Here is a 22,782-nt window from a genome sequence, read left to right on the forward strand (position 1 = left end):
ACGTTTATTTAGGCTCGTTAGTCTATAAAAATCACTCAATTAACTTAACAACCATGAAGACGAAAATTCTTTTAACCATTGCAATTATACTTAGTGTATTATTTGTAAATGCTCAAACCACAACAGCTTTTAGAAAAAATTATAATCAGGCACTTTTTGATTTGCCTGGTAATATTGTTGAGGGATTAACTGCCAATACTTATGTGATGGCTGGAACAAATCTATCGTTTTTGCCAATTTATGGAACAGTATCACAATTAAATGATACAGGAGGAATTAATTGGTCATTTCGTTATTCAGATGCTTCTATTGGATTTCAATTAAATGATATTAAGAAAGTGCAAAGTGCGAATCAGTATATTGCTTGTGGAGGTAGTGAATCAAATTCTGCTGTTTTTATGGTATTGGACGCTGCTGGAGCTGTAGTGATATCCAAAAAATTCAATATTAATGAAGCAAATAGTGCATGGTTTAATAGAGTTATTAAAGCATCTGATGGTGGTTATGTAGCCGTAGGTTATGTTACTGGTTATGACCCTGATGGGGCAGGTCCAGAGATAGATTTTAATCCAATTAACTACACAGACGCGAATGGAGATCCACAAACGGAATATATAGGGTCGCCATTAATTGTTAAGTTAGATGCAGCAGGTAATCATGTTTGGCATAAGGTTTTTAGATATTACATGGGAGCAAATATTCCAGCAAATAGAATTTATAATGATGCAAGTTTTGTTGATGTTGTTGAGGTGAGTGATGGTTACGTGGCAGTTGGTAGTTATGATGTTAACAATCATTTATCAAACACAAATTCTGATGGTGATGATGCTACCCCTACAGATGCTATAATTTTAAAAACCACAACTGCTGGCGTAATTACTTACCATAAACAAGTTGACAATCCAGATTCATCACCATCACAAAATAGTAAATATTTTGGTGCGGTTAACACGACAAGTGCTGGGGATTTAATTATGGGAGGATATGACAATGGCAAAGAATTAATTCAAAAGTACGTCGGAGCTGGTGGTTTTTCTCAAACATTTAGCCGCTTATTTACTTACCCAGGGTTAGCTTCGGTAGTAGATGTTTCTCAAATATATGAAGTAAATGGAAGCACAGACTTAACTACTATGGCTATGTATATTCAACCAACTGGCTTTGTTTTTTCAAATTCAATACATAGAGTTAATCCAACAGCAACCACTAATGTTTTTGCTAAACGTTACGATTTTAATTTAATTTCTATCTTACCTCGTGGAGGTAAGACATCTGATAATGGCTACATTTCAATGTCGATGACAGCTGGAGGTACAAATTATGATTATCATGTCATTAAAACTGATCCAACAGGAGACACTCCTTTAACAGGGTGTCCTCCTACATCATTCACCCCAACAGCTGCGGCTGGTCCAACTACAGCATCTGATCCATCATTCAATGCTTGGGCAGGAACTCCAGGATCTAATACGCTTACTATTTCTCGTACTGCAATTACACCAACGGTGGGTTATGTTTGTACTAAAACCGCATGTGTTCCACCGTTAGAAGCAACAACTGTGACAGCAACACCTTCTACTATTTGTGCAGGTCAATCTTCTTCAATTACTGCAAGTGGACCTAGTTCGGGTGTTTCTTATCAGGTATGGACAGCTGCAACAGGAGGTACTAATTTAGGAACTACTCCTCTTTCAGTTTCTCCGGCAACGACAACGACTTATTATATTCAAACAGTAAGTAATTCGGATGGGTCATGTGTAAGTGCTACTAGAGTGTCTGTTACAGTTACAGTTACACCAAGTACTACCCCAACGTTTACAGCGGTATCACCAATATGTAGTGGAGGTTCATTATCAGCCTTGCCAACTACATCCAATAATGGGATAACGGGTACATGGTCGCCAGCTTTAAATAATACAACAACAACAACCTACACGTTTACTCCAACAGCAGGTCAGTGTGCGACAACCACCACATTGAGTATAACAGTAAATCCAAATGTTACTCCTACATTCACCGCGGTATCACCAATATGTAGTGGAGGTTCATTATCAGCCTTGCCAACTACATCCAATAATGGGATAACTGGAACATGGAGTCCAGCATTGGATAATACGACAACAACAACCTACACGTTTACTCCAACAGCTGGTCAATGTGCGACAACCACTACATTGAGTATAACAGTAAATCCAAATGTTACTCCAACATTTACAGCGGTATCACCAATATGTAGTGGAGGTTCATTGTCAGCCTTGCCAACTATATCTAATAATGGGATAACGGGAACATGGAGTCCAGCATTGGATAATACGACAACAACAACCTACACGTTTACTCCAACAGCAGGACAATGTGCGACAACCACCACATTGAGTATAACAGTAAATCCAAATGTTACACCAACATTTACAGCGGTATCACCAATATGTAGTGGAGGTTCATTATCAGCCTTGCCAACTACATCTAATAATGGGATAACGGGAACATGGAGTCCAGCATTGGATAATACGACAACAACAACCTACACGTTTACTCCAACAGCAGGACAATGTGCGACAACCACCACATTGAGTATAACAGTAAATCCAAATGTTACACCCACTTTTGCAGCTGTTGCACCAATTTGTACTGGCGATGCATTGTCTCCGTTACCAACAACCTCTACCAATGGAATAACTGGAACGTGGAGTCCAGCTTTGGATAACACAACAACAACAACCTACACATTTACTCCAACAGCTGGTCAATGTGCGACAACCACCACATTGAGTATAACAGTAAATCCAAATGTTACACCCACTTTTGCAGCTGTTGCACCAATTTGTACTGGCGATGCATTGTCTCCGTTACCAACAACTTCTACCAATGGAATAACTGGAACTTGGAGCCCAGCTTTGGATAACACAACAACAACAACCTACACATTTACTCCAACAGCTGGTCAATGTGCGACAACAACAACATTAACTATTTCTGTAAACTCTACGCCAGCAACTCCAACATTTACTGCAGTTGCGCCAATATGTATAGGTGATGCTTTAGCTCCGTTGCCAACAACTTCTACCAATGGAATAACTGGAACATGGAGTCCTGCATTAGACAGTACCACTACCACCACGTATACATTTACTCCAACAGCTGGTCAATGTGCAACAACAACAACATTAACCATAACGGTAAATACATCACCAACAACCCCAACATTTACAGCAGTTGCGCCAATATGTATAGGGGATGTTTTAGCTCCGTTACCAACAACTTCTACGAATGGGATAACTGGAACATGGAGCCCAGCATTGGATAACACAACAACAACAACCTATACGTTTACACCAACAGCAGGTCAATGTGCAACGACCACCACATTAACAATCACTGTAAATTCTACGCCAGCAACTCCAACATTTACGGCAGTTTCAACAATATGTAGTGGAGCAACATTAACTGCTTTACCAACAACTTCTAATAATGGGATAACAGGAACTTGGAGCCCAGCGTTAAATAACACAACAACAACAACCTACACGTTTACTCCAACAGCTGGTCAATGTGCAACGACAACTACATTGACTATAACAGTAAATCCAAATGTTACTCCAACGTTTACATCGGTATCACCAATATGTAGTGGGGATGCATTGTCTCCGTTGCCAACAACTTCCACCAATGGGATAACTGGAACTTGGAGTCCAGCATTAGATAATACGACTACCACCACGTATACATTTACACCAACTACAGGTGTATGTGCTACTACCACAACTCTAACAATAACAGTAACAACGCCAACAACACCAACATTTACAGCAGTATCGCCAATATGTAGTGGGGATGCATTATCTCCGTTGCCAACAACCTCTATAAATGGGGTGTCAGGAACATGGAGTCCGGCATTAGATAATACAACAACAACAACTTATACATTTACCCCAACTGCAGGGCAATGTGCAACCACGACGACAATGACAATAACTGTATCTGCTCCTCCTGTAGCTGTAATAACAGGAACTTCAAGTATATGTTTTGGTCAAACAGCTTCATTAACTGCTAGTGGAGGTAGTTCTTATACTTGGAGTACAGGTGCAAATACTACTTCTATTTCTAGTACACCTAGTGATACTATTACTTATTGGGTAATTGCTAGTACAGGTTCTTGTTCTGATTCTACATCTTACACTGTAAATGTTATTCAAAATCCTAACGTAGTTGTTACGCCTGCAATTAGTACAACAATTATACAAGGAAATTCTATTGAATTAACTGCTAGTGGTGCTTCTTCGTATACTTGGACACCATCTGAAGGATTGAGTTGTACGGCTTGTCCAGTAACCATTGCTTCACCAGAGGTTACAACAGTTTATTGTGCAAGTACAACTGTTAATGGTTGCGTAGATACAACATGTGTTATTGTAAATGTTGACATTATTTGCGGGGAATTATTTGTTCCATCTGCATTTTCTCCAAATTCTGATGGAGTTAATGATTGTTTGTCGGTTTATAATAACTGTATTGAATCGATGGATTTTAAAGTTTTTTCAAGATGGGGAGAAGTAGTTTACCAATCAATTGATGTAAATGATTGTTGGGATGGAACATTTAAAGGAACAGCTTTAAATACGGCTGTATTTGTTTATAAGCTTGATGCAGTCTTGCTGAATGGAGAAGAAGTTAAGCTAAAAGGTAATGTATCGTTAATTAAGTAGAATATTTAGAATGAAAAGAATTGGAATATTAGTATTTTTTATTGGAGTTTATTGTTTGGGGTTTGGACAAACAAATACAGAATTTTCTAAAGCAAACTTTAAGTCGAAACCAACTGAACTAAAAGAAGCATTGAAGAATATTCAAGCTGGGGATATGAATTATTATAAATTCATGTATGGAAAAGCCTTGGAATCTTATATTTCAGCGAATAAGTTTAATCCAAATAATGCAGAGTTAAATGCAAAAATTGGAGATTGTTATTTGAACTCTTCTGATAGATCAGAAGCATTGGGTCATTTAAAAAAAGCTTATCAATTAGACAGCAAAATGGATGGTTTTTATATCTACTTATTGGGTAAAGCTCACCATTTAAATAATGAATTTGATGAAGCAATAAAGTATTATAAAATAGCAAAAACAAATGGTAGTAAAATCCAACCCGATTTAAGTAGTATGGTGGATAAAAAAAATGCTGAATGTGCTTCAGGAAAAAAATTAATAAAGCTACCAGTTAATGTTAAAATCGAATCGTTAGAAAGTACTATTAATACTGAATATGAAGAATATGTTCCTATTATTACTGCTGATGAATCAGAAATATTTTTCACGTCGCGTAGACCAAATACTACAGGTGGTCTAATGGATTCAGGTTTAGGTGATTATTATGAAGATATTTATTACTCAAAAAAAGAGGGTGGAAAATGGACTAGTGCAGTGAATATTGGAGCTCCTGTAAATAGCGAATTCCATGATGCTACGGTTGGACTCTCATTAGATGGTCAAAAGCTATTCTTGTATCGTGATAACAAAAAGGGAATCGGAAATATTTATTATTCGGAAAAGAAAGGTGAAAAATGGACAGATCCTGTTGAGTTGCCTGAACCGATTAATTCAAAAAACCAAGAAACTTCAGCTTGTTATTCTTTTGATGGAAATACTATTTATTTTGTGAGTAATAGAGAAGGTGGCAAAGGTGGTAAAGATATTTATAAAGCAACAAAAGATGCAAAAGGCGTTTGGGTAAATGCAGAAAATTTAGGAGCAGTAATTAATACTAAAGAGGATGAGGATGCGGTATTTCTTCATCCAGATGGAAAAACATTGTATTTTAGTTCGAAAGGACATAATTCGATGGGAGGATATGATGTATTTAAAAGTACTTATGAAAAAGGAAAATGGAGTACTCCACAAAATTTAGGGTTTCCTGTAAATACCTCAGATGATGATGTTTGTTTTGTATTAACTGCTAGTGGTGATTATGGGTATTATACATCTATAAAAGCTGAAGGAAAAGGTAAAAGAGACGTGTATAAAGTTGCCTTTTTGGATGAGTTAAATAAGCCAAAATTAACCTTACTTAAAGGTGCTATTACCGATAAAAAAACTGGAGCACCATTACAAGCAACTATCGAAATATATGATAATGATAATGGAAAATTGATTGGAACGTTTGAATCTAATTCTACTACTGGAAAATATATGGTTTCGTTGCCTGCTGGTGTTAATTATGGAATTAGTGTTAAGGCTCCAGGATACTTGTTTTACTCCGAAAACTTTAACATAGCTAAAGACGCCGCTTTCAAAGAGGTTGTAAAAGATATTGGGTTGGATAAGTTAGAGGTGGGAAAAAAAGTGGTCTTGAAAAATATTTTTTACGACTATAACAAAGCAACACTTACGGCTTCTTCATCAAATGAATTAAATAAAGTTATAGAGTTGTTAGATGGAAATCCAAAAATAAAAATTGAAATTTCTGCACATACCGATTCAAGAGGGAGTGATGGTTATAATGATAAATTGTCGCAAGAAAGAGCACAATCTTGTGTAGATTATTTAGTGGCAAAAAACATAGATAAAAGCAGGTTGATAGCAAAAGGATATGGAAAAAGACAATTACTAATAACTGACGCAGAAATTAACAAGCTAGCTACTGAAGAGGAAAAAGAAGAAGCACATCAACAAAACCGTAGAACCGAATTTAAAATTATTGGAAATTAGATGAAGTTGGAAGACCGAAGATGGAAGTCAGGGTTAACCAAATCACTAATAACCAATAACTAACAACTAAAATAATATGAAAAAAGTAACCAAATTTTTAACCGTAGCTGTAGTTCTTATACTGAACTTTGAACTTTTAGTACCTAATTGTTCGGCTCAAGATATCCATTTCTCTCAAAACTATTTTACTCCTTTAGAGTTGAATCCAGCTAATGCAGGTTCAGAATATGATATTAGGGCTATTTTAAATTATCGTACCCAATGGGGAAGTGTTACAGAACCATTTGTAACCATGATGGCGGGTTATGATATGAATTTTAAAAAGTCTAAAACTGGTTATTTTGCAGGTGGAATACACGTGTTTAATGATAAAGCAGGCGATTCAAAAATGAATCAAACTCAAGCTAATTTAGCTCTTGCATATCATGTGTATTTGAATGCTGAAAATACTTTGGGGGCAGGGTTTCAAGGTGGATATTTTCAACGGTCAATTAATATGTCAAATCTAACATGGGGTTCACAGTATGATGGATTGAAATATGACAATCAAATTGCATCTGGCGAAAGCGTTGATTTAACTTCTGTAAAAGCAATTGATTTTTCATCAGGTATAAACTGGACGTATAGAAAAGGAGAGCGTTACATGAAAGGTAATGACCATATTATGTTAATTACAGGGGTATCTATTCAGCACATTAACAATCCAAAAACAGAATACAATGCCATCGTTGATGACCCTTTGTATTACAGATGGATTGGTCATTTCAATGGAATTATAGGTGTGCCAAATTCACCGATGTCCTTTATGCCATCAGTGGTTTATCTTCATCAAGGAAGTTTAAATGAGGTGATGGTTGGAGCAAATTTTGCTTACAAATTTAAAGAAGCATCAAAATATACTGGAAACATGAAAGGTGGCTCAATTGGTTTGGGCGGTCAATATCGTTTAAAAGATGCATTTGTAATTACTTCTTTTGTAGAAATTGCTAACTATACCATAGGAGTAAGTTATGATTTAAATACTTCTGACTTGAGTAGTGCTTCTAAGAGTTTTGGGGCATTTGAGGTTGCTTTAAGGTATGTTTATCCTAGCCCATTTGCAGGAAGTAAAAACAATGCAAGGTTTAGATAAAAACAATCGGTAAGTTTTTATTTTATATAGGGTTTCAAAAATCATTCTTTAAGTGTTTGATAATAAGATAAAATTCCTATCTTTGCCGTCCTTTTAAAAAAAGTAATAATTAATTAAATAAATTGGAAATGACTAAACGTTATGAAACTGTTTTCATTTTAACTCCCGTTTTATCTGCCGAGCAGGTAAAGGAAGCAGTTGTAAAATTTAAACAAACGCTAAAAGATGGTGGTGCGAAACTACTACATGAAGATGATTGGGGACTAAGAAAATTAGCTTACCCAATTCAAAAAAAATCAACTGGTTTTTACCACTTGTTTGAGTATGAAGTTGATGGTGAATTTATTGCAAAACTTGAATTAGATCTTAAAAGAGATGAAAAAGTAATGCGATTTTTAACCGTTTCAATGGATAAGCATGCAATTGCATTTGCAGAATCTCGTCCTAAAAGAAAAGCAGCTAAAGCTTAAGTAAAAACTTTAAAATTTTAAAATCATGTCAGAAAATACATCAGACGTAAGATATCTTACCCCTCCAAACATTGAGTTACAAAAAGAAAAATATTGTAGATTCAAAAAAAATAAAATTAAATACATCGATTACAAAGATGAAAAATTTTTGTTGTCGTTTGTTAATGAACAAGGAAAGTTATTGCCAAGAAGAATAACTGGTACTTCTTTAAAATATCAAAGAAAAGTTGGTCAAGCAATTAAAAGAGCTAGACACATTGCTTTAATGCCTTATGTGGCAGATATGTTAAAATAATTAATAGGAGGCATTTAAGATGAAAATTATATTAAAAGATAATATCGAAAACTTAGGATTTAAAGATGAGATCGTAACAGTAAAAGATGGTTACGGAAGAAATTTTTTAATTCCAAGAGGTTTAGCAAATTTAGCTACCAAATCAGCACTTAAAGTTCATGAAGAAAACTTGAAACAAAGAGCTGTAAAAGATAAAAAAGTAAAAGACGAAGCATTAAAAACTGCTGAAGCATTAAAAACTGCAAAAATTGCAGTTGGAGCAAAAGCTGGAGAAAATGGTAAAATCTTTGGTTCTGTTAACACCATTCAATTAGCTGAAGCTATTGAAAAATTAGGGTTAACAATCGATAAAAAATACATTAAAATTAAAGGTGAAGCAATTAAAGCTTTAGGTTCTTACGAAGCTGACGCTAGACTACACAAAGATGTAGAGGTTAGCTTCAAATTTGATGTAGTAGAAGACAAATAATATTTTTTGCCACTTACAAATTAATTTGTATATTTGTGGCACGAAACATAAGGATTTGATAAAAGAGGGGACAAACGTCCCCTCTTTTTATGACAAAAATTAATGATTACAAACGCTCAAATACAAGAATTGATTGCCGACAGATTGGTTGAAAAGAACTGCTTTGTAGTTTATCTTGATGTTAAACCTGGTAATAATATTCAGTTAGAACTTGATAGTCCAAACGGATTGTCGATTAGTGATTGTATAGATTTTAGTCGTCAGATTGAACATAATTTGGATAGAGAAGCAGAAGACTTTGAGTTACATGTATCATCGCCAGGGTTGGATAAGCCATTACGTGTTTTTCAGCAATACCAGAAAAATATTGGTAGAGATATAAAAATTGTGCTGCTTGATGATAAAAAAGTGGAAGGAAACCTTGAAGAAGTTAATGAAAGTGAAATAAAGTTGACCTACACTTTAACCGAGAAAATTGAAGGAAAAAAGAAAAAATTAAAAAAAATAGTTGAAGAAATAATACCCTTTACAAACATAAAAGAAACAACAATAATTATATCGTTTAAATAAAATTTGATATGGAAAGTTTAAGCTTAATAGACTCGTTTCAGGAATTTAAAGAATTCAAAGATATCGACAGAGCTACTCTTATGAGTATTTTAGAAAGTGTTTTCAGAAGCACAATAAAAAGAAGATTTGGAGACGATTCAAATTTCGACTTTATCGTTAACGTAGATAAAGGTGATTTAGAGATTTGGAGAAACCGTGAGATAGTTCCTGATGGTGAGGTAGAAGATGAAAACAAAGAGATTGCTTATTCTGACGCGATTAAAATTGAGCCCGATTTCGAAATAGGTGAAGAAGTTTCGGAAGAAGTAAAAATGGAAGATTTTGGTAGAAGAGCAGTATTATCACTTCGTCAAAATTTAATGTCGAAAGTACTTGAACTTGAAAAAGATAACATCTACAAACAATATAAAGATAGAGTTGGTGAATTAATTACAGGTGAAGTTTATCAAGTTTGGAAAAGAGAAATTCTTATTTTAGATGATCAGGATAATGAATTGATTTTACCTAAAAACGAACAAATTAATAGCGATAGATTTAAGAAGGGAGATACTGTAAGAGCTGTTGTTGTTCGTGTTGAAATGAAAAATAATAAACCATTGATTATCTTGTCTAGAACTTCACCATTGTTCTTAGAAAGATTGTTCGAATTAGAAGTTCCTGAAATATACGACGGTTTAATTACCATTAAAAACATTGTTAGAGAACCAGGAGAAAGAGCAAAAGTTGCGGTTGAATCTTATGATGATAGAATAGATCCAGTTGGAGCTTGTGTTGGTATGAAAGGTGCTAGAATACACGGTATAGTTAGAGAATTACGTAATGAAAACATTGACGTAATTAACTATACCAGCAATATTGAATTGTACATTCAAAGAGCATTGAGCCCAGCAAAAATTACAGCTATTAAATTAGATAGAGAGACTAACAGAGCTGAGGTTTTCTTAAAACCAGACCAAGTTTCTTTAGCAATTGGTAAAGGTGGTCACAATATTAAATTGGCTGGAAAACTAGTTGGTTTCGAAATTGATGTTTATAGAGATATGGAGGATGATGCAGATGATGTAGCATTAGATGAATTCTCTGACGAAATCGAACCATGGGTAATTGCAGAATTAAAATCAGTAGGATGTGATTCAGCAAAAAGTGTATTAGAACTTTCGGTAGAAGAATTGGTTAAAAGAACCGATTTAGAAATTGAAACAGTTGAAGATGTGATGAGCATCTTAAGAGCTGAGTTTGAACAGTAATCACAACTAAGCTAAGGAGGCATCCTCTTTAGCTTAGATATAAAAAGGAGAATTTCTCCAAACAAGGTAACTTGATATTTAAAATAAAGAGTAGTAAAATATGTCTGACGGAGCAACAGTAAAACGATTAAGTAAAGTAGCCAGAGAGTTTAACGTAGGTATAAACACATTGGTTGAATTTCTTGCATCAAAAGGTGTTCAGATTGAAAACAATCCAAACTCAAAAATTGATGGGGCTACCTATCAAGTTTTGGTAAGTGAGTTTCAATCTGAAAAAAGTGTAAAAGAAGAGTCTAAAAAAGTTTCTATTGGCACACAAAAAGAAACCATAGTTTTAGAGGGACACGATGTAAAGAAAGAAGAAAAAGTTGAAGAAAAACCAGTAGAACCTGTTGCACCTCCTGCTCCAAAAGAGGATGAATTAAAGGTTGTTGGTAAAATTGATTTAGCTGCTCTTAACCTTAGAACTCGTCCTGATAAAAAGGCCAAAGCAAAAGATGAGCCTATTGTAACTCCTGAGCCTGAAGTTCAGAAACCAGCTGTTGAACCAGTAAAAGAAGAACCAAAATCAACTCAAAGAGAGGAGATTGAAACTAAATATGAGAAGTTATCTGCTCCTAAGGTTTTAGGTAAAATAGAATTGCCTGTTGAGAAAAAATTCGAGAAGAAAACTCCTGCTCAAAACAATCCTACCGATAAAGCGGGCGATGATAATAAGAAGAAAAGAAAACGTATAACTCGTAAAGTTGATTTAGCAAATACACCTAAACCAACATTTAATAAGGGAGGGCATAATAAAGGTGCTGCAGGAGGAAAAGTTGAGCGTAAAGCTGAATTAACCGAACAACAAATACAAGATCAAATAAAAGAAACACTTGCTAAACTAACTGGCGGTGGTAGTAAAAGTAAATCTTCTAAACATAGAAGAGATAAACGTCAGGCTGTTAGTGAACAAAGCATGATAGATGCTGAAATCCAAGCAGAAGAAAAGAAAACACTTAAAGTAACAGAGTTTGTTACAGCAAGTGAAATGGCAAAAATGATGGATGTTAGTGTTAACGACATTATTGGAGCTTGTATGAGTTTAGGAATGTTCGTATCTATCAATCAACGATTAGATGCTGAAACGTTATCAATAATAGCAGAAGAGTACGGTTTTAAAGTAGAATTTGTTTCTGCTACAGAAGAAAGCGAATCGTTATTAGATGTTGTTGATGATGAAAAAGATTTAGTAGAACGTTCGCCAATTGTTACCGTAATGGGTCACGTAGATCACGGTAAAACATCTTTACTGGATTACATCCGTAAAGCAAATGTTATTGCTGGTGAGGCTGGAGGTATCACCCAACATATTGGTGCATATTCGGTAGAATTGAAAAACGGTAAAAAAGTTACTTTCTTGGATACACCAGGTCATGAGGCGTTTACCGCAATGCGTGCCAGAGGTGCTCAAGTAACCGATGTAGTAATTATTGTAATTGCTGCCGATGATGCTGTAATGCCTCAAACCAAAGAGGCAATTAATCACGCTCAAGCTGCTGGTGTTCCATTAATTTTTGCAATCAATAAAATTGATAAGCCAGGTGCAAATCCTGATAAAGTTCGTGAAGAATTATCTCAAATGAATATTTTGGTTGAAGAATGGGGTGGTAAGTACCAGTCTCAAGAAATTTCTGCTAAACTAGGAAAAGGGGTAGAGGATTTGTTAGAAAAAGTTATTTTAGAAGCTGAAATGCTTGATTTAAAAGCTAATCCAAATAGAAATGCTGTTGGTACTGTAATTGAATCTGAATTAGATAAAGGTAGAGGATATGTATCGACAGTTCTTGTTCAAACTGGAACAATGAAAATTGGCGATGCTATTTTAGCGGGTTGTTATAGCGGTAAGATTAAAGCCATGTTTAACGAACGTGGACAAAATATTAAAGAGGCTGGTCCTGCCAGTCCTGCTTCTATTTTAGGTTTAAATGGTGCACCTAACGCTGGTGATAAATTCCACGTTATGGATGACGAAAAAGAAGCTCGTGTTATTGCTGAAAGAAGGTTGCAATTACAAAGAGAACAAGGTGTTCGTACGCACAAACACATTACCCTTGATGAGATTGGAAGAAGACTTGCAATTGGCGACTTTAAAGAGCTTAATGTAATTATTAAAGGTGACGTGGATGGTTCTATCGAAGCATTGTCTGATTCGTTACAAAAATTATCAACCGACCAAGTACAAGTTAATGTAATTCTTAAATCTGTAGGACAAATTAGTGAGTCTGACGTAATGTTAGCGGCAGCTTCTGAAGCTATTATTATTGGTTTCCAAGTTCGTCCATCTCAAAGTGCACGTAAACTAGCCGAAAGTGAGCAAATTGATATTAGATTGTATTCTATCATTTACGATGCAATTAACGAGGTTAAAGACGCTATGGAAGGCATGTTGGCTTCTAAATTTGTAGAAAAAATTGTTGCAACCGTTGAAATTAGAGAAGTATTCAAAATTTCTAAAGTGGGAAGTATTGCTGGTTGTATGGTGTTGGATGGTAAAATTGAACGAAAAAATAAAATACGTTTAATTAGAGAAGGTATTGTTGTTTATTCTGGCGAACTAGGCTCGTTAAAACGTTTTAAAGACGATGTTAAAGAAGTAGCTAAAGGTTACGAGTGTGGTTTAAATATTGCTAATTACAACGATATTAAAGAAAACGATATTATTGAGGCTTACGAAATGGTTGAAGTAAAACAAAAACTGTAATAAGCTTTGCAGAACTAAAATAGTAAGAAGCCCCGCAATTTGCGGGGCTTCTTCTTTTTATAAAATTAACTAAAACTTGAATTTGGATTATGCCCAATTGCAAGGACATTCTTTGCAGAATTTTCCTTTTTTCTTTTTAAATTTTTCGCAACACTTTTTATCTTTCTTTTTCTTTTTAAGTTCAATAGCAACTTTCGAAAAAGGGTCAATTACAATAGGTGTATGGTTGCTAATAATTTTCATACACCAAAAGTACTATTTAGAATCATTCTAAACAATACCTTAAAAGTGGTATTTTGAGGTGGTGTCATTCAGAACAAAATTTTATTATTGCTTCAGCAATAGTTAAAATGAAGTGAAGAATCTTCATTGTTGAAATACATTCTTCGTTTTATTTTTCTAAATAATCGAAATTTATTGAAAAATAAGCACTCAGAATTACAAACTGAAAAATCACATTTTCAGCTTAATTTGCATCATTTTGGCAATATTTTGAGCATTTTTAAGCATTTTGTTAGCTGTTTCGCCATAAAATTGCTCATTTACGGTTTCTGACAACAACAATAACCAACGTTCAAAATGTTCTGATTTTAGATTCTCTTGTTTGTTTAAGTTTAGGTGAATGCCCATTACATCTTTTTTGTATCCGTTGGCATTTAGCAACATGTTTTCCCAAAAATTGGTTAACGATGGAAGGTGCTTTTTTAAATCAAGTTTTGCCACATCAGTAAAAATGTAGCCCACAATCTCGTCTTTTAGCATTTTACTGTAAAAGGCTTCCATTAAACAAGCTAAATCTTCTTTGGTTTCAATATCTCTCAATGTTCAAGGGCTTTCATGTAAAACGGAATTTTTTTGTCGCCACCTTCAATCCAAGCATTAATGTTTTTTCCTTCTTGGTTGTAGCATATTTTATTGGGGAAATCGTGTTGTGCATTTTCAAAAACCAATTGAGTTGGGTCAGTTGAGGTTAATTTGAACAATACCGCTTCACCATCGTTTTGGTTAACTACTGCAGGACAATAAAAGGTTTCGTTATCAATTATTTTTATTTCTATGGTTTCTAAGATGGTGGTGTCGCTATTTTCAACAAAAAAGCTTTTTCCAGATAATAATTGGTCGTTGGTTTTGTTCCAAGTTTCGTAAATAACTTGCCCGTTTTGTTCCATGCTTCTAGTACCTACTAACCATTCCAATTCGTTAATGGTTTTGGTTTTTGATGTACAAAAACAAAGAGTTAAAAGTAAAATGAAGCCAAAAGTTGTTTTCATGGTTGTTTTATTTAATGCTGTTCGGTTCCAATATGCCCATTTTCATAAGCTTCTTTAATCAGTTCTTTCAGCACATTTTTATCAATATCGGCTAATTTGTTGATGTACAAACAACCTTTGCCTGTTTTGTATTTTCCTAATCGGCTTAAAATACTATCAGCTTTAGAAATATCGCAACCCATTAAATACAAAGAAACGTTTGCTTTACGTGGCGAAAAACCTACTTTAAACCAATCACCCTCACGACCACTAGCATATTTATAACGTACATCGCCAAAACCAATAATACTGGTCCCCCACATTTTAGGTTCTTCGTTGGTAATGGTTGCCATCATTTCCAGTATTTCAAAAGCGTCTTTTCGTTTGCCTTCGTGTTCAACTAAATTAATAAATGCTTCAACGCTTGCCTGGTTCTTTTTTGTTTTAAGTTCTGCCATATTTATTATTTTGTTAAGTTTTGTATATATTATGTATGATTTTTCTAACATAAATCATTTTAACTAATGAATAGTTATAAATAAGTCTAAAATAAATTTTAATTTTTTCTTGAAATGATAATCCTGATTAAATATTCTATTGTAAAGATAGTAACACATATTAATTCAATAAAATCAAGAGTTTCTTGGTTTTACTGAATTGTTTGGCAAGGTTTCGATAGAAAATGTCACTAAAGAAAGTAGTATTAATGCCTGTATAAAATAATCAAATATTAATCCTGATTTCGAATCACGAGTTTCAACGAGTTTTTCTAATTTCTCTTTACTTTTTTTCATTAATGTTGTTCTGTGCCAATGTGACCATTTTCAAAACCTTCTTTAATTAGCTCTTCTAAAACATCAGTGTCCACATCACTTAATTTGTTAATGTATAAACAACCTTTTCCTGTTTTATACTTACCCAATCTACTTAGTATGCTGTCGGCTTTGGAAATGTCGCAGCCCATTAAATACAATGATATATTTGCCTTACGTGGTGAAAATCCTACTTTAAACCAATCACCCTCACGACCACTAGCATATTTATACCGAACATCGCCAAAACCAATAATACTGGTTCCCCACATTTTTGGTTTTTCTTTGGTAATGGTTATCATCATTTCTAAAATTTCTAAAGCATCGTTACGCCTACCAACGTGTTCAACTTTATCAATAAAAGCGTTAACACTTTCGTTATTTTTTTGTGTTTTAATTTCTGCCATAAAAGTTAAAATGATTTAACTCAAAAATAAGAAAAATGAACAAACAAAAACGCTCCTTAAAAAGGAGCGTTTTAAAGTTTAACCTATCAAAATTAAACACACTAAAACTAAAATTTAAATGTTAAGCCCATCAAGAAGTTGGTTCCTGCTTGTGGGTAATAAAAGTTTTCTGTAATTAAACCATCGTACATGTAGCTATACGTATAGCCATTGCTGCTATAGAGTGTATTAAACAAGTTGTTTACCAATAAATTAAACGAAATTTCTCTCATCTTTTTTGGGTAAATACTATAGCTCAATCGTCCGTCAACCGTTTGGTAAACATCTAAAGCTCTTTTGGCATTGCTGGTATTGTCTAAAAATTGTTTACCTACGTATTTGGTTTGTAGCAATAAGCTCAATGCTTTTACTGGTTTGTATTCCACACCTGCAGCTACAATTACATTTGGAGAAAATGCAATATCGGTATTGGTGTACTTGTTCTCCACCACATCATAACCGTTGGTATAATCGTAAAGTACTTCAGTAAAATTGTCAATTTTGTTTTGCGAAATGGTGGTGTTTAAATTCATCATCACTTTTTTGCTTATCAAAAAGCTACCTATCAACTCAATACCTGTGCGGTAACTTCTGTCCACATTGGTTCTGATAGAAGAGCCCACATCGTTTAACTCACCAGTAAGTATCAATTGGTTTTGGTAATCCATGTAATAGAAGTTTCCTTGCAACAAAACTTTCTTAAATTTTGCTTCAACACCACCTTCGTAATCTATCATGGTTTCGTGTTTCGGTTGTTTGTCAGCTGGGTTATCAATAAAGTCGGTACGTACAGGTTCTCTGTTTCCAATGCTTACCGAGGCATAAGCTCTAATTTTTGTATTGATTTGGTAATTCAACCCACCTTTCGGATTAACAAACACAAAATTGGTATCGATGTTAATCATCGTTAAATTGTTGTCTTTCCCTTTGGTTGAATAATCAATGGTTCTAACTTGCAAATCAGCAAATAAAGTAAGTTTTTCACCCACTAAATAATCCACTTTTAAAAACGAATTAAAATCTTTTTTGTTGGCATCGTTGTCGTAATAACGATATCCTTTACCCGTATTGTTTGCAAAACGCATCCAAATTAGTTCTCCAAAATGGCGACCATCGTAATTGTTGTAACCACCACCCAATATAACCGATAGGTTAGCATTTTTATAATTTAAACTATAGGTTGTACCATAAAAATGGTTGTCTAACCAACGTCTTCTAATTAAATCGGTTGAAGTAATGGTGTCAGAATTCAACATCAAATCGTTTAAACCATAATTTGCAAAAGCATCGTCTTTTCGGTATTGTTCGTAATATCCTCTACCATAAGTATAATGCAAGTTAACGTTTGCCGAAAAGTGATTATTGAATTGATGAGTAAACAACAATTGTGCGTGGTCTTGTCCGTAATTATCAACCTCATTACTGTATTGATAGTAGTTGTAAGTTCTACCCGAATTCAATAAATTGTAGGTTTGAACAGAGTCTAATCCATTGTTTGAGGCATGGGTTTCCATGTCTGTTTTGTTGCCAGTAATTCTACTTTCTGGAGTTCCCCACCACGATTGGTAAGTAACTTCTTTACCTGCAAAATAAATCAGTTTTAACGATGATTTTTTACTGTAATAACCTCCCGATAAGTAATAGCTTTTTAAGTCGGAAGTAGCTCTATCTATATACCCATCAGATTTGATGTATGAAGCACGAGCATCAAAAGCCCAATGGTTATTGATTAAACCTGTTCCCATTTTTGCAGTATATTTTTGGGTGTTGAACGAACCATAGGAAGTAGCTATTTCTCCATATGATTTTTCTTTAAGTGTGGTAGTCTGCAAGTTTACCGTTCCTCCAAATGATGCACCACCATTGGTTGATGCGCCAACACCTCGTTGAATTTGAATGTTTTCAGTGCTCGAAGCAAAATCGGGCATGTTTACCCAATACGTTCCTTGCGATTCGGCATCGTTAATTGGAATGCCGTTAACGGTTACATTTATACGAGTAGCATCAGAGCCTCTTAAGCGAAAACCCGTGTATCCAACTCCCGCTCCAGCATCGCTGGTAGAAACCATTGAAACAGAATTTTGCAGCAAAAAAGGAATGTCCTGACCTAAATTGTTTTTTTCAATGTCTTGATAGTTGATGTTGGTGTGTGCAATGGGCGAATTTTCTTTAACCCTGGTTGCAGAAACTACTAATTCGTCTAGTGTTAGTTGAGCTTCTTTTAAAATGATGTTTAACTCTCTGTCGGCAGTTAAATTATCGATAGAAATTTGTTGAGTTTCATAACCAATAAAACTAATTTCCAACAGAAAGGAAGGTGTTTTAATGCCGTTGATTTTGTAATTTCCATTGTTGTCGGAAGCTGTTCCTTTGTAAGTGTCCATAATTTTTATGGTTGCACCAACAACGGGGTTCGACAATGAATCTTGAATTGTTCCGTAAACGGAAAATTGGGCGAAACTATTTAACGATGTAAATAGTACGGTCGCCAAAAAAATAATTTTTTTCATATAATTTTTTTTGACAAACGCCTGGGGCTAAACATTTGATGTTTAACTTTTTTTAATTGTTTTTTATCCTACCTACGCCAGCATTATCTGGATCAGGTTTATTTTTCTAATTGCTTAGAAAAAATGGGTATAATCTCAGCCTGAAAAGTAAGGCACCCCAATGAGATGGTGCAAAAGTATATAAATAAAACGTCATTCCGCACTTGATGCGGAATCTTTTATTTGATTAGGTCAACATGTTAGATTGCGGGTCAAGCCCGCAAAGACGTTAACCGATAATTTCTATGCATTTTTTTAATCGAGTTGTTTCATTTCCACTAATGATGTGGTAATTAAAATGATTTTCTTCCATTATTTGGATGTACCGATTAAAAATTCGTTTTCGGTCTTCTAAATTTGGATGTTCTCTTAATGGGTCTTCCTGCCAAGGAATATCGATATCGCAAATGAAGAAAATTTTATCTGATGATTGCTTTACTTCGTTTTCAATCCAATCTATTGCTGTGTTGTATTTTTCTTTTATCCAGACTTTAAAAACGGTTAAATCTGTATCAAGAAATAAAATGGTGGATGTGTTTTTTGTAGCTTCTTGTTCTTTTTCAAACTGAATTTTAGCCATTTCTAACACATCATTCAACTCATAAGGTTGCTTGATGTTTTCTAAGTATTCTCGAGCATATTCCTTTACCCAAGCTACATTGTAGTGTTTGGCTAAACTTGCTGCAAGCGTTGATTTTCCAGTCGACTCAGGACCTGTTATAACTATTTTAATCATTACACTACAATGCCCCCTTCTTAATATCATCAACTACAGATGGGTCAAGTAAAGTAGAGGTGTCACCTAAATTTGAAGTGTCACCTTCGGCTATTTTTCGCAAAATTCGTCGCATAATTTTACCTGACCTAGTTTTTGGTAAGCCTTTTACCACTTGAATTTTGTCGGGTTTAGCAATTGGTCCAATTTCTTTGGTTACTTGTGCTAAAAGTTCAGTTCTAATTTCTGTCTCGTTAACCTCTTTAGTACAAATTACATAAGCATAAATTCCTTGTCCTTTAATGTTGTGAGGAAATCCAACTACTGCTGACTCAACAACATTCGGATGCTCATTGAGTGCATTTTCAACTTCGGCAGTTCCCATTCTGTGTCCAGAGACATTGATGACATCATCTACTCTCCCTGTTATTCTGTACATTCCATTTTCGTCTTTTTTACAACCATCGCCAGTAAAATATTTTCCTTTATAGGTAGAAAAATAAGTTTGTTTACAACGTTCATGATCTTTGTAAATAGTCCGTAACATGGATGGCCATGGGAATTTTATACACAAGTTACCTTCAATGTTGTTTCCAACTAATTCATTTCCATCAGCATCAACTAAACATGGATTTATTCCTGGGAGTGGTAGAGTGGCATAAGCTGGTTTTAACGGAGTTATATTTGCTAGTGGCGATATCATTATTCCACCAGTTTCTGTTTGCCACCACGTATCTACAATAGGGATTTTTCCTTTACCAATGTTTTTATGATACCATTCCCAAGCTTCAACATTGATAGGTTCTCCAACACTACCCAATACTTTTAATGATGATAATTTATGGTTGTTTACAAAAGAAATGTCGCAAGCTTCTAATGCTCTAATGGCTGTTGGGGCTGTATAAAAAATATTTACTTGATGTTTGTCTACAATTTCCCAAAACCTACCAGCATCTGGAAAAGTAGGCACTCCTTCAAACATTACTGTTGTAGCTCCAGACAACAAAGGACCGTAAACAATGTACGAATGACCAGTTATCCAGCCAATATCTGCTGTACACCAATAAATGTCGTTTTCTTGATATTGAAATACATTTTGGAAACTATAAGCGGTATAAACCATATAACCTCCTGTGGTGTGGACAATACCTTTTGGTTGTCCAGTTGATCCTGAGGTGTAGAGAATAAATAAAACATCTTCAGCATCCATTTCTTCAGCTTCACAAGTTGTAGCAGCTTTTTCTATTTCTTTGTGCCACCAAACATCTCTGGTTGGTTTCATTTTAACCTGGTTTCCAGTGCGTTGTAACACAATAGCTTTATTTACTGACTTTGTTTGTTCCAAAGCCTCATCAACAATACTTTTTATGGGAATAATTTTATCTCCACGATACGATTCATCAGAAGTAATGACAATGTTACATGTGGCATCATTTATTCTATCTGCTAAAGCTTTAGCCGAAAAACCAGCGAAAACCACAGAATGAATGGCACCAATACGCGCACAAGCTAACGTTGCAATAGCCAATTCGGGAACCATGGGCATATAAAGACATATTCGGTCTCCTTTTTTTGCACCATTGTTTTTTAGCACATTGGCAAACTGACAAACTTTTTCGTACAGTTCTTTATAGGTTAAGGTTATCGCATTTTCGTTTGGGTTGTTTGGTTCCCAAATAATTGCTTTTTTGTTGGGTGTTTTTTCTACATGTCTGTCTAAACAGTTTTCTGTGATATTTAGTTTTCCATTAATAAACCACTTTATATCAGGCTCATTAAAGTTCCATTCTAGGGTTTTATCCCAATCTTTTTTCCAATTAAAAATCTTGGCAATATCATCCCAGAATTGTTCAGGTGAGTTGATGCTTTTATTGTATTGATTTTGATATTCTTCGAATGTTTTTATTTGTAATGACATGCTGTTTTTTTTGTTTTAAAGGTAAACATTTTATAAAAAAAGAAGCTGCAAAATTTTGCAGCTTCTTTAAACAAACACTTATGAAAACTAAAACTTATTTTGCTACAATAAATTTGTTAGTGGTAATTACATTACCATTATCATTTAAAATAGTGTAGAAATATATTCCATTGTTTAATGAGCTAGTATTTACTTTTAATTTATTAGCAATTGAAGTAGTATTGCTAATTGTTTTACCTGTAATGTCAATAATTCTTACAGCGTAGTTTGAAGTACTTAATTCAAAATTGATTTGGTTTTGAACTGGATTTGGGTAAACTGATACTTTGATGTCGTTAATTTCATCTATAGAAGTAGCAACAGAAACATCACCAGCATTTCTTGGTAACAATTTAAAGATACTGAAAGAATAATCCATAACACCAGTAACATTGTATGCAGTTGAAATTGTTGGAGCATAAGTATACATTTTGTTGTCTACTCTTAAATCACCTGAACCATCATTAATGGTCCATTCTCCAAAGCCGTTCGTAGCAGTATCTGCATTACAAGTAGCATTCATAACTTTTACTAAAACACCTTCGTATTGTTCATCGTTTGCTCCAAAAGTTGTTAACGATTGAGGAGTTGGAATAGTACCACCAGCTACCGCGTTGTAATTAATAATGTTTTTAATGGTTGTATAGTTAAAATATTCGTCAACAGTACCAGTAATTGTTACAACATCTCCTAAAGATGGAATGTTAGTAAAATCTAAAACAAATACACCATTCCAAGGGCCATTACCATCTTGTAAATAATAACCATTGTATTGAACAGCAGTAACCACACCACTAGTTTGAACATATTCTGTATTGTGAGGAGAATCGTAAGGAGGCGTTGTAGTAAATTGTATTTGATTAATGGTATAAGGAGTCGCTACAGGAGGTGCTGTATTAGTAATAACAACAGAATCAACAATAATATCATTAATACCATCTGTACTATGTATCGATAAAATAAATTGAGCACTATCAGTAGTCCCTGAAACAGTAACAGTTTGTGTTAACATAACCAATTGACCAGCTGATGCAGTTGCTAAGTCAATATAGCTGTTATATGTTCCATAACCGTTAGAACCAGGATTATAATAATTTGTTCTTAACTGACCCGCACTTGCTTTTACCCACATTTTAATTTCGTAAGTTCCACTCAAGTCAACATTAACAGTTTTTGTAGAAAATCTTTTGTGAGAACTTGATCCAGCAGTGTTTTTTAATTTTGCGGCACTTGTTCCGTACATTTCTGCTGTTACTTCAGTAACATTCGCAGCTGTTATACTTGTCGATGATCCCATCCAGTCGGTAGGTAAGCCGCCCGACCATGAACTAAGATTACTTTGAAAAACCACTTGCGCATTGGCAGCAGTTCCAACAATCATTAGCCCTAAAAATAAGTTGTAGATTTTTTTCATAGTTTTTA

Annotated in this window: 19 protein-coding genes and 1 riboswitch; of the genes, 9 read left to right on the forward strand and 10 right to left on the reverse strand. The window is 34.5% G+C overall.

What is annotated here, in order from left to right:
* The first annotated feature begins 1,133 nt into the window (after positions 1–1,133).
* The 9 genes from H6589_09520 to infB all read left to right on the forward strand — a co-directional run bounded on the left by H6589_09520 (position 1,134) and on the right by infB (position 13,631).
* On the forward strand, positions 1,134–4,706 hold the full coding sequence (locus H6589_09520) for a gliding motility-associated C-terminal domain-containing protein (GenBank protein MCB9174834.1): 3,573 nt from the start codon (positions 1,134–1,136) through the stop codon (positions 4,704–4,706).
* Between the two features lie 10 nt (positions 4,707–4,716).
* Positions 4,717–6,705 (forward strand): OmpA family protein, encoded by a 1,989-nt coding sequence (locus H6589_09525; protein ID MCB9174835.1) that lies wholly within the window; start codon positions 4,717–4,719, stop codon positions 6,703–6,705.
* 76 nt (positions 6,706–6,781) lie between these two features.
* Positions 6,782–7,837 (forward strand): PorP/SprF family type IX secretion system membrane protein, encoded by a 1,056-nt coding sequence (locus tag H6589_09530; GenBank protein MCB9174836.1) that lies wholly within the window; start codon positions 6,782–6,784, stop codon positions 7,835–7,837.
* Positions 7,838–7,965: 128 nt separating this feature from the next.
* On the forward strand, positions 7,966–8,307 hold the full coding sequence (locus tag H6589_09535; GenBank protein MCB9174837.1) for a 30S ribosomal protein S6: 342 nt from the start codon (positions 7,966–7,968) through the stop codon (positions 8,305–8,307).
* A 25-nt stretch (positions 8,308–8,332) separates the two neighbouring features.
* Positions 8,333–8,602 carry a 30S ribosomal protein S18 gene (locus tag H6589_09540; GenBank protein MCB9174838.1) on the forward strand — a complete coding sequence of 90 codons (270 nt, stop codon included), beginning with the start codon at positions 8,333–8,335 and terminating at the stop codon, positions 8,600–8,602.
* Positions 8,603–8,621: 19 nt separating this feature from the next.
* Positions 8,622–9,071 carry a 50S ribosomal protein L9 gene (locus tag H6589_09545; GenBank protein ID MCB9174839.1) on the forward strand — a complete coding sequence of 150 codons (450 nt, stop codon included), beginning with the start codon at positions 8,622–8,624 and terminating at the stop codon, positions 9,069–9,071.
* A gap of 102 nt (positions 9,072–9,173) precedes the next feature.
* Positions 9,174–9,641 carry a ribosome assembly cofactor RimP gene (gene rimP / locus H6589_09550; protein ID MCB9174840.1) on the forward strand — a complete coding sequence of 156 codons (468 nt, stop codon included), beginning with the start codon at positions 9,174–9,176 and terminating at the stop codon, positions 9,639–9,641.
* Between the two features lie 8 nt (positions 9,642–9,649).
* Positions 9,650–10,888 (forward strand): transcription termination/antitermination protein NusA, encoded by a 1,239-nt coding sequence (nusA, locus tag H6589_09555; protein ID MCB9174841.1) that lies wholly within the window; start codon positions 9,650–9,652, stop codon positions 10,886–10,888.
* A gap of 100 nt (positions 10,889–10,988) precedes the next feature.
* Positions 10,989–13,631 (forward strand): translation initiation factor IF-2, encoded by a 2,643-nt coding sequence (gene infB, locus H6589_09560; protein MCB9174842.1) that lies wholly within the window; start codon positions 10,989–10,991, stop codon positions 13,629–13,631.
* Positions 13,632–13,718: 87 nt separating this feature from the next.
* Here the strand turns inward: infB and H6589_09565 are convergent, their stop codons facing one another.
* From H6589_09565 to H6589_09610, 10 genes are all read right to left on the reverse strand, one after another.
* Complete coding sequence (locus tag H6589_09565) at positions 13,719–13,874, reverse strand: hypothetical protein (protein MCB9174843.1); 156 nt, start codon at positions 13,872–13,874, stop codon at positions 13,719–13,721.
* 210 nt (positions 13,875–14,084) lie between these two features.
* Positions 14,085–14,453: a group III truncated hemoglobin gene (locus H6589_09570; GenBank protein MCB9174844.1), complete on the reverse strand. Its 369-nt coding sequence runs from the start codon at positions 14,451–14,453 to the stop codon at positions 14,085–14,087.
* Complete coding sequence (locus H6589_09575) at positions 14,450–14,902, reverse strand: hypothetical protein (GenBank protein MCB9174845.1); 453 nt, start codon at positions 14,900–14,902, stop codon at positions 14,450–14,452. Before H6589_09575 ends, H6589_09570 begins: the two co-directional genes overlap by 4 nt.
* Positions 14,903–14,913: 11 nt before the next feature.
* The gene (locus H6589_09580) at positions 14,914–15,339 is read right to left on the reverse strand and encodes a DUF1801 domain-containing protein (protein ID MCB9174846.1); all 426 of its coding nucleotides are present in this window, start codon (positions 15,337–15,339) and stop codon (positions 14,914–14,916) included.
* A gap of 174 nt (positions 15,340–15,513) precedes the next feature.
* Positions 15,514–15,675 carry a hypothetical protein gene (locus H6589_09585; protein MCB9174847.1) on the reverse strand — a complete coding sequence of 54 codons (162 nt, stop codon included), beginning with the start codon at positions 15,673–15,675 and terminating at the stop codon, positions 15,514–15,516.
* Positions 15,675–16,100: a DUF1801 domain-containing protein gene (locus H6589_09590; protein MCB9174848.1), complete on the reverse strand. Its 426-nt coding sequence runs from the start codon at positions 16,098–16,100 to the stop codon at positions 15,675–15,677. Before H6589_09590 ends, H6589_09585 begins: the two co-directional genes overlap by 1 nt.
* A 107-nt stretch (positions 16,101–16,207) precedes the next feature.
* Positions 16,208–18,649 carry a TonB-dependent receptor gene (locus tag H6589_09595; protein ID MCB9174849.1) on the reverse strand — a complete coding sequence of 814 codons (2,442 nt, stop codon included), beginning with the start codon at positions 18,647–18,649 and terminating at the stop codon, positions 16,208–16,210.
* A 51-nt stretch (positions 18,650–18,700) separates the two neighbouring features.
* Positions 18,701–18,818, reverse strand: a riboswitch (TPP riboswitch).
* A 99-nt stretch (positions 18,819–18,917) separates the two neighbouring features.
* Positions 18,918–19,454 (reverse strand): ATP-binding protein, encoded by a 537-nt coding sequence (locus tag H6589_09600; GenBank protein MCB9174850.1) that lies wholly within the window; start codon positions 19,452–19,454, stop codon positions 18,918–18,920.
* Positions 19,429–21,321, reverse strand: a complete 1,893-nt coding sequence (gene acs / locus H6589_09605; protein ID MCB9174851.1) for an acetate--CoA ligase — start codon at positions 21,319–21,321, stop codon at positions 19,429–19,431. Before acs ends, H6589_09600 begins: the two co-directional genes overlap by 26 nt.
* A gap of 94 nt (positions 21,322–21,415) precedes the next feature.
* Positions 21,416–22,774: a T9SS type A sorting domain-containing protein gene (locus H6589_09610; GenBank protein MCB9174852.1), complete on the reverse strand. Its 1,359-nt coding sequence runs from the start codon at positions 22,772–22,774 to the stop codon at positions 21,416–21,418.
* Positions 22,775–22,782: the final 8 nt, after the last annotated feature.

This window comes from Flavobacteriales bacterium (assembly GCA_020635795.1).
Classification (GTDB): domain Bacteria; phylum Bacteroidota; class Bacteroidia; order Flavobacteriales_E; family Vicingaceae; genus Vicingus.

Coding starts and splice junctions, on each gene's coding strand:
- nusA (MCB9174841.1), top strand. CDS start 9,650: ATGGAAAGTTTAAGCTTAATAGACTCGTTTCAGGAATTTAAAGAATTC.
- H6589_09600 (MCB9174850.1), bottom strand. CDS start 19,454: ATGATATTAAGAAGGGGGCATTGTAGTGTAATGATTAAAATAGTTATA.
- H6589_09595 (MCB9174849.1), bottom strand. CDS start 18,649: ATGAAAAAAATTATTTTTTTGGCGACCGTACTATTTACATCGTTAAAT.
- H6589_09535 (MCB9174837.1), top strand. CDS start 7,966: ATGACTAAACGTTATGAAACTGTTTTCATTTTAACTCCCGTTTTATCT.
- H6589_09580 (MCB9174846.1), bottom strand. CDS start 15,339: ATGGCAGAACTTAAAACAAAAAAGAACCAGGCAAGCGTTGAAGCATTT.
- H6589_09575 (MCB9174845.1), bottom strand. CDS start 14,902: ATGAAAACAACTTTTGGCTTCATTTTACTTTTAACTCTTTGTTTTTGT.
- acs (MCB9174851.1), bottom strand. CDS start 21,321: ATGTCATTACAAATAAAAACATTCGAAGAATATCAAAATCAATACAAT.
- H6589_09520 (MCB9174834.1), top strand. CDS start 1,134: ATGGCTATGTATATTCAACCAACTGGCTTTGTTTTTTCAAATTCAATA.
- H6589_09610 (MCB9174852.1), bottom strand. CDS start 22,774: ATGAAAAAAATCTACAACTTATTTTTAGGGCTAATGATTGTTGGAACT.
- H6589_09585 (MCB9174847.1), bottom strand. CDS start 15,675: ATGAAAAAAAGTAAAGAGAAATTAGAAAAACTCGTTGAAACTCGTGAT.
- H6589_09565 (MCB9174843.1), bottom strand. CDS start 13,874: ATGAAAATTATTAGCAACCATACACCTATTGTAATTGACCCTTTTTCG.
- H6589_09590 (MCB9174848.1), bottom strand. CDS start 16,100: ATGGCAGAAATTAAAACACAAAAAAATAACGAAAGTGTTAACGCTTTT.
- H6589_09525 (MCB9174835.1), top strand. CDS start 4,717: ATGAAAAGAATTGGAATATTAGTATTTTTTATTGGAGTTTATTGTTTG.
- H6589_09545 (MCB9174839.1), top strand. CDS start 8,622: ATGAAAATTATATTAAAAGATAATATCGAAAACTTAGGATTTAAAGAT.
- infB (MCB9174842.1), top strand. CDS start 10,989: ATGTCTGACGGAGCAACAGTAAAACGATTAAGTAAAGTAGCCAGAGAG.
- H6589_09530 (MCB9174836.1), top strand. CDS start 6,782: ATGAAAAAAGTAACCAAATTTTTAACCGTAGCTGTAGTTCTTATACTG.
- rimP (MCB9174840.1), top strand. CDS start 9,174: ATGATTACAAACGCTCAAATACAAGAATTGATTGCCGACAGATTGGTT.
- H6589_09540 (MCB9174838.1), top strand. CDS start 8,333: ATGTCAGAAAATACATCAGACGTAAGATATCTTACCCCTCCAAACATT.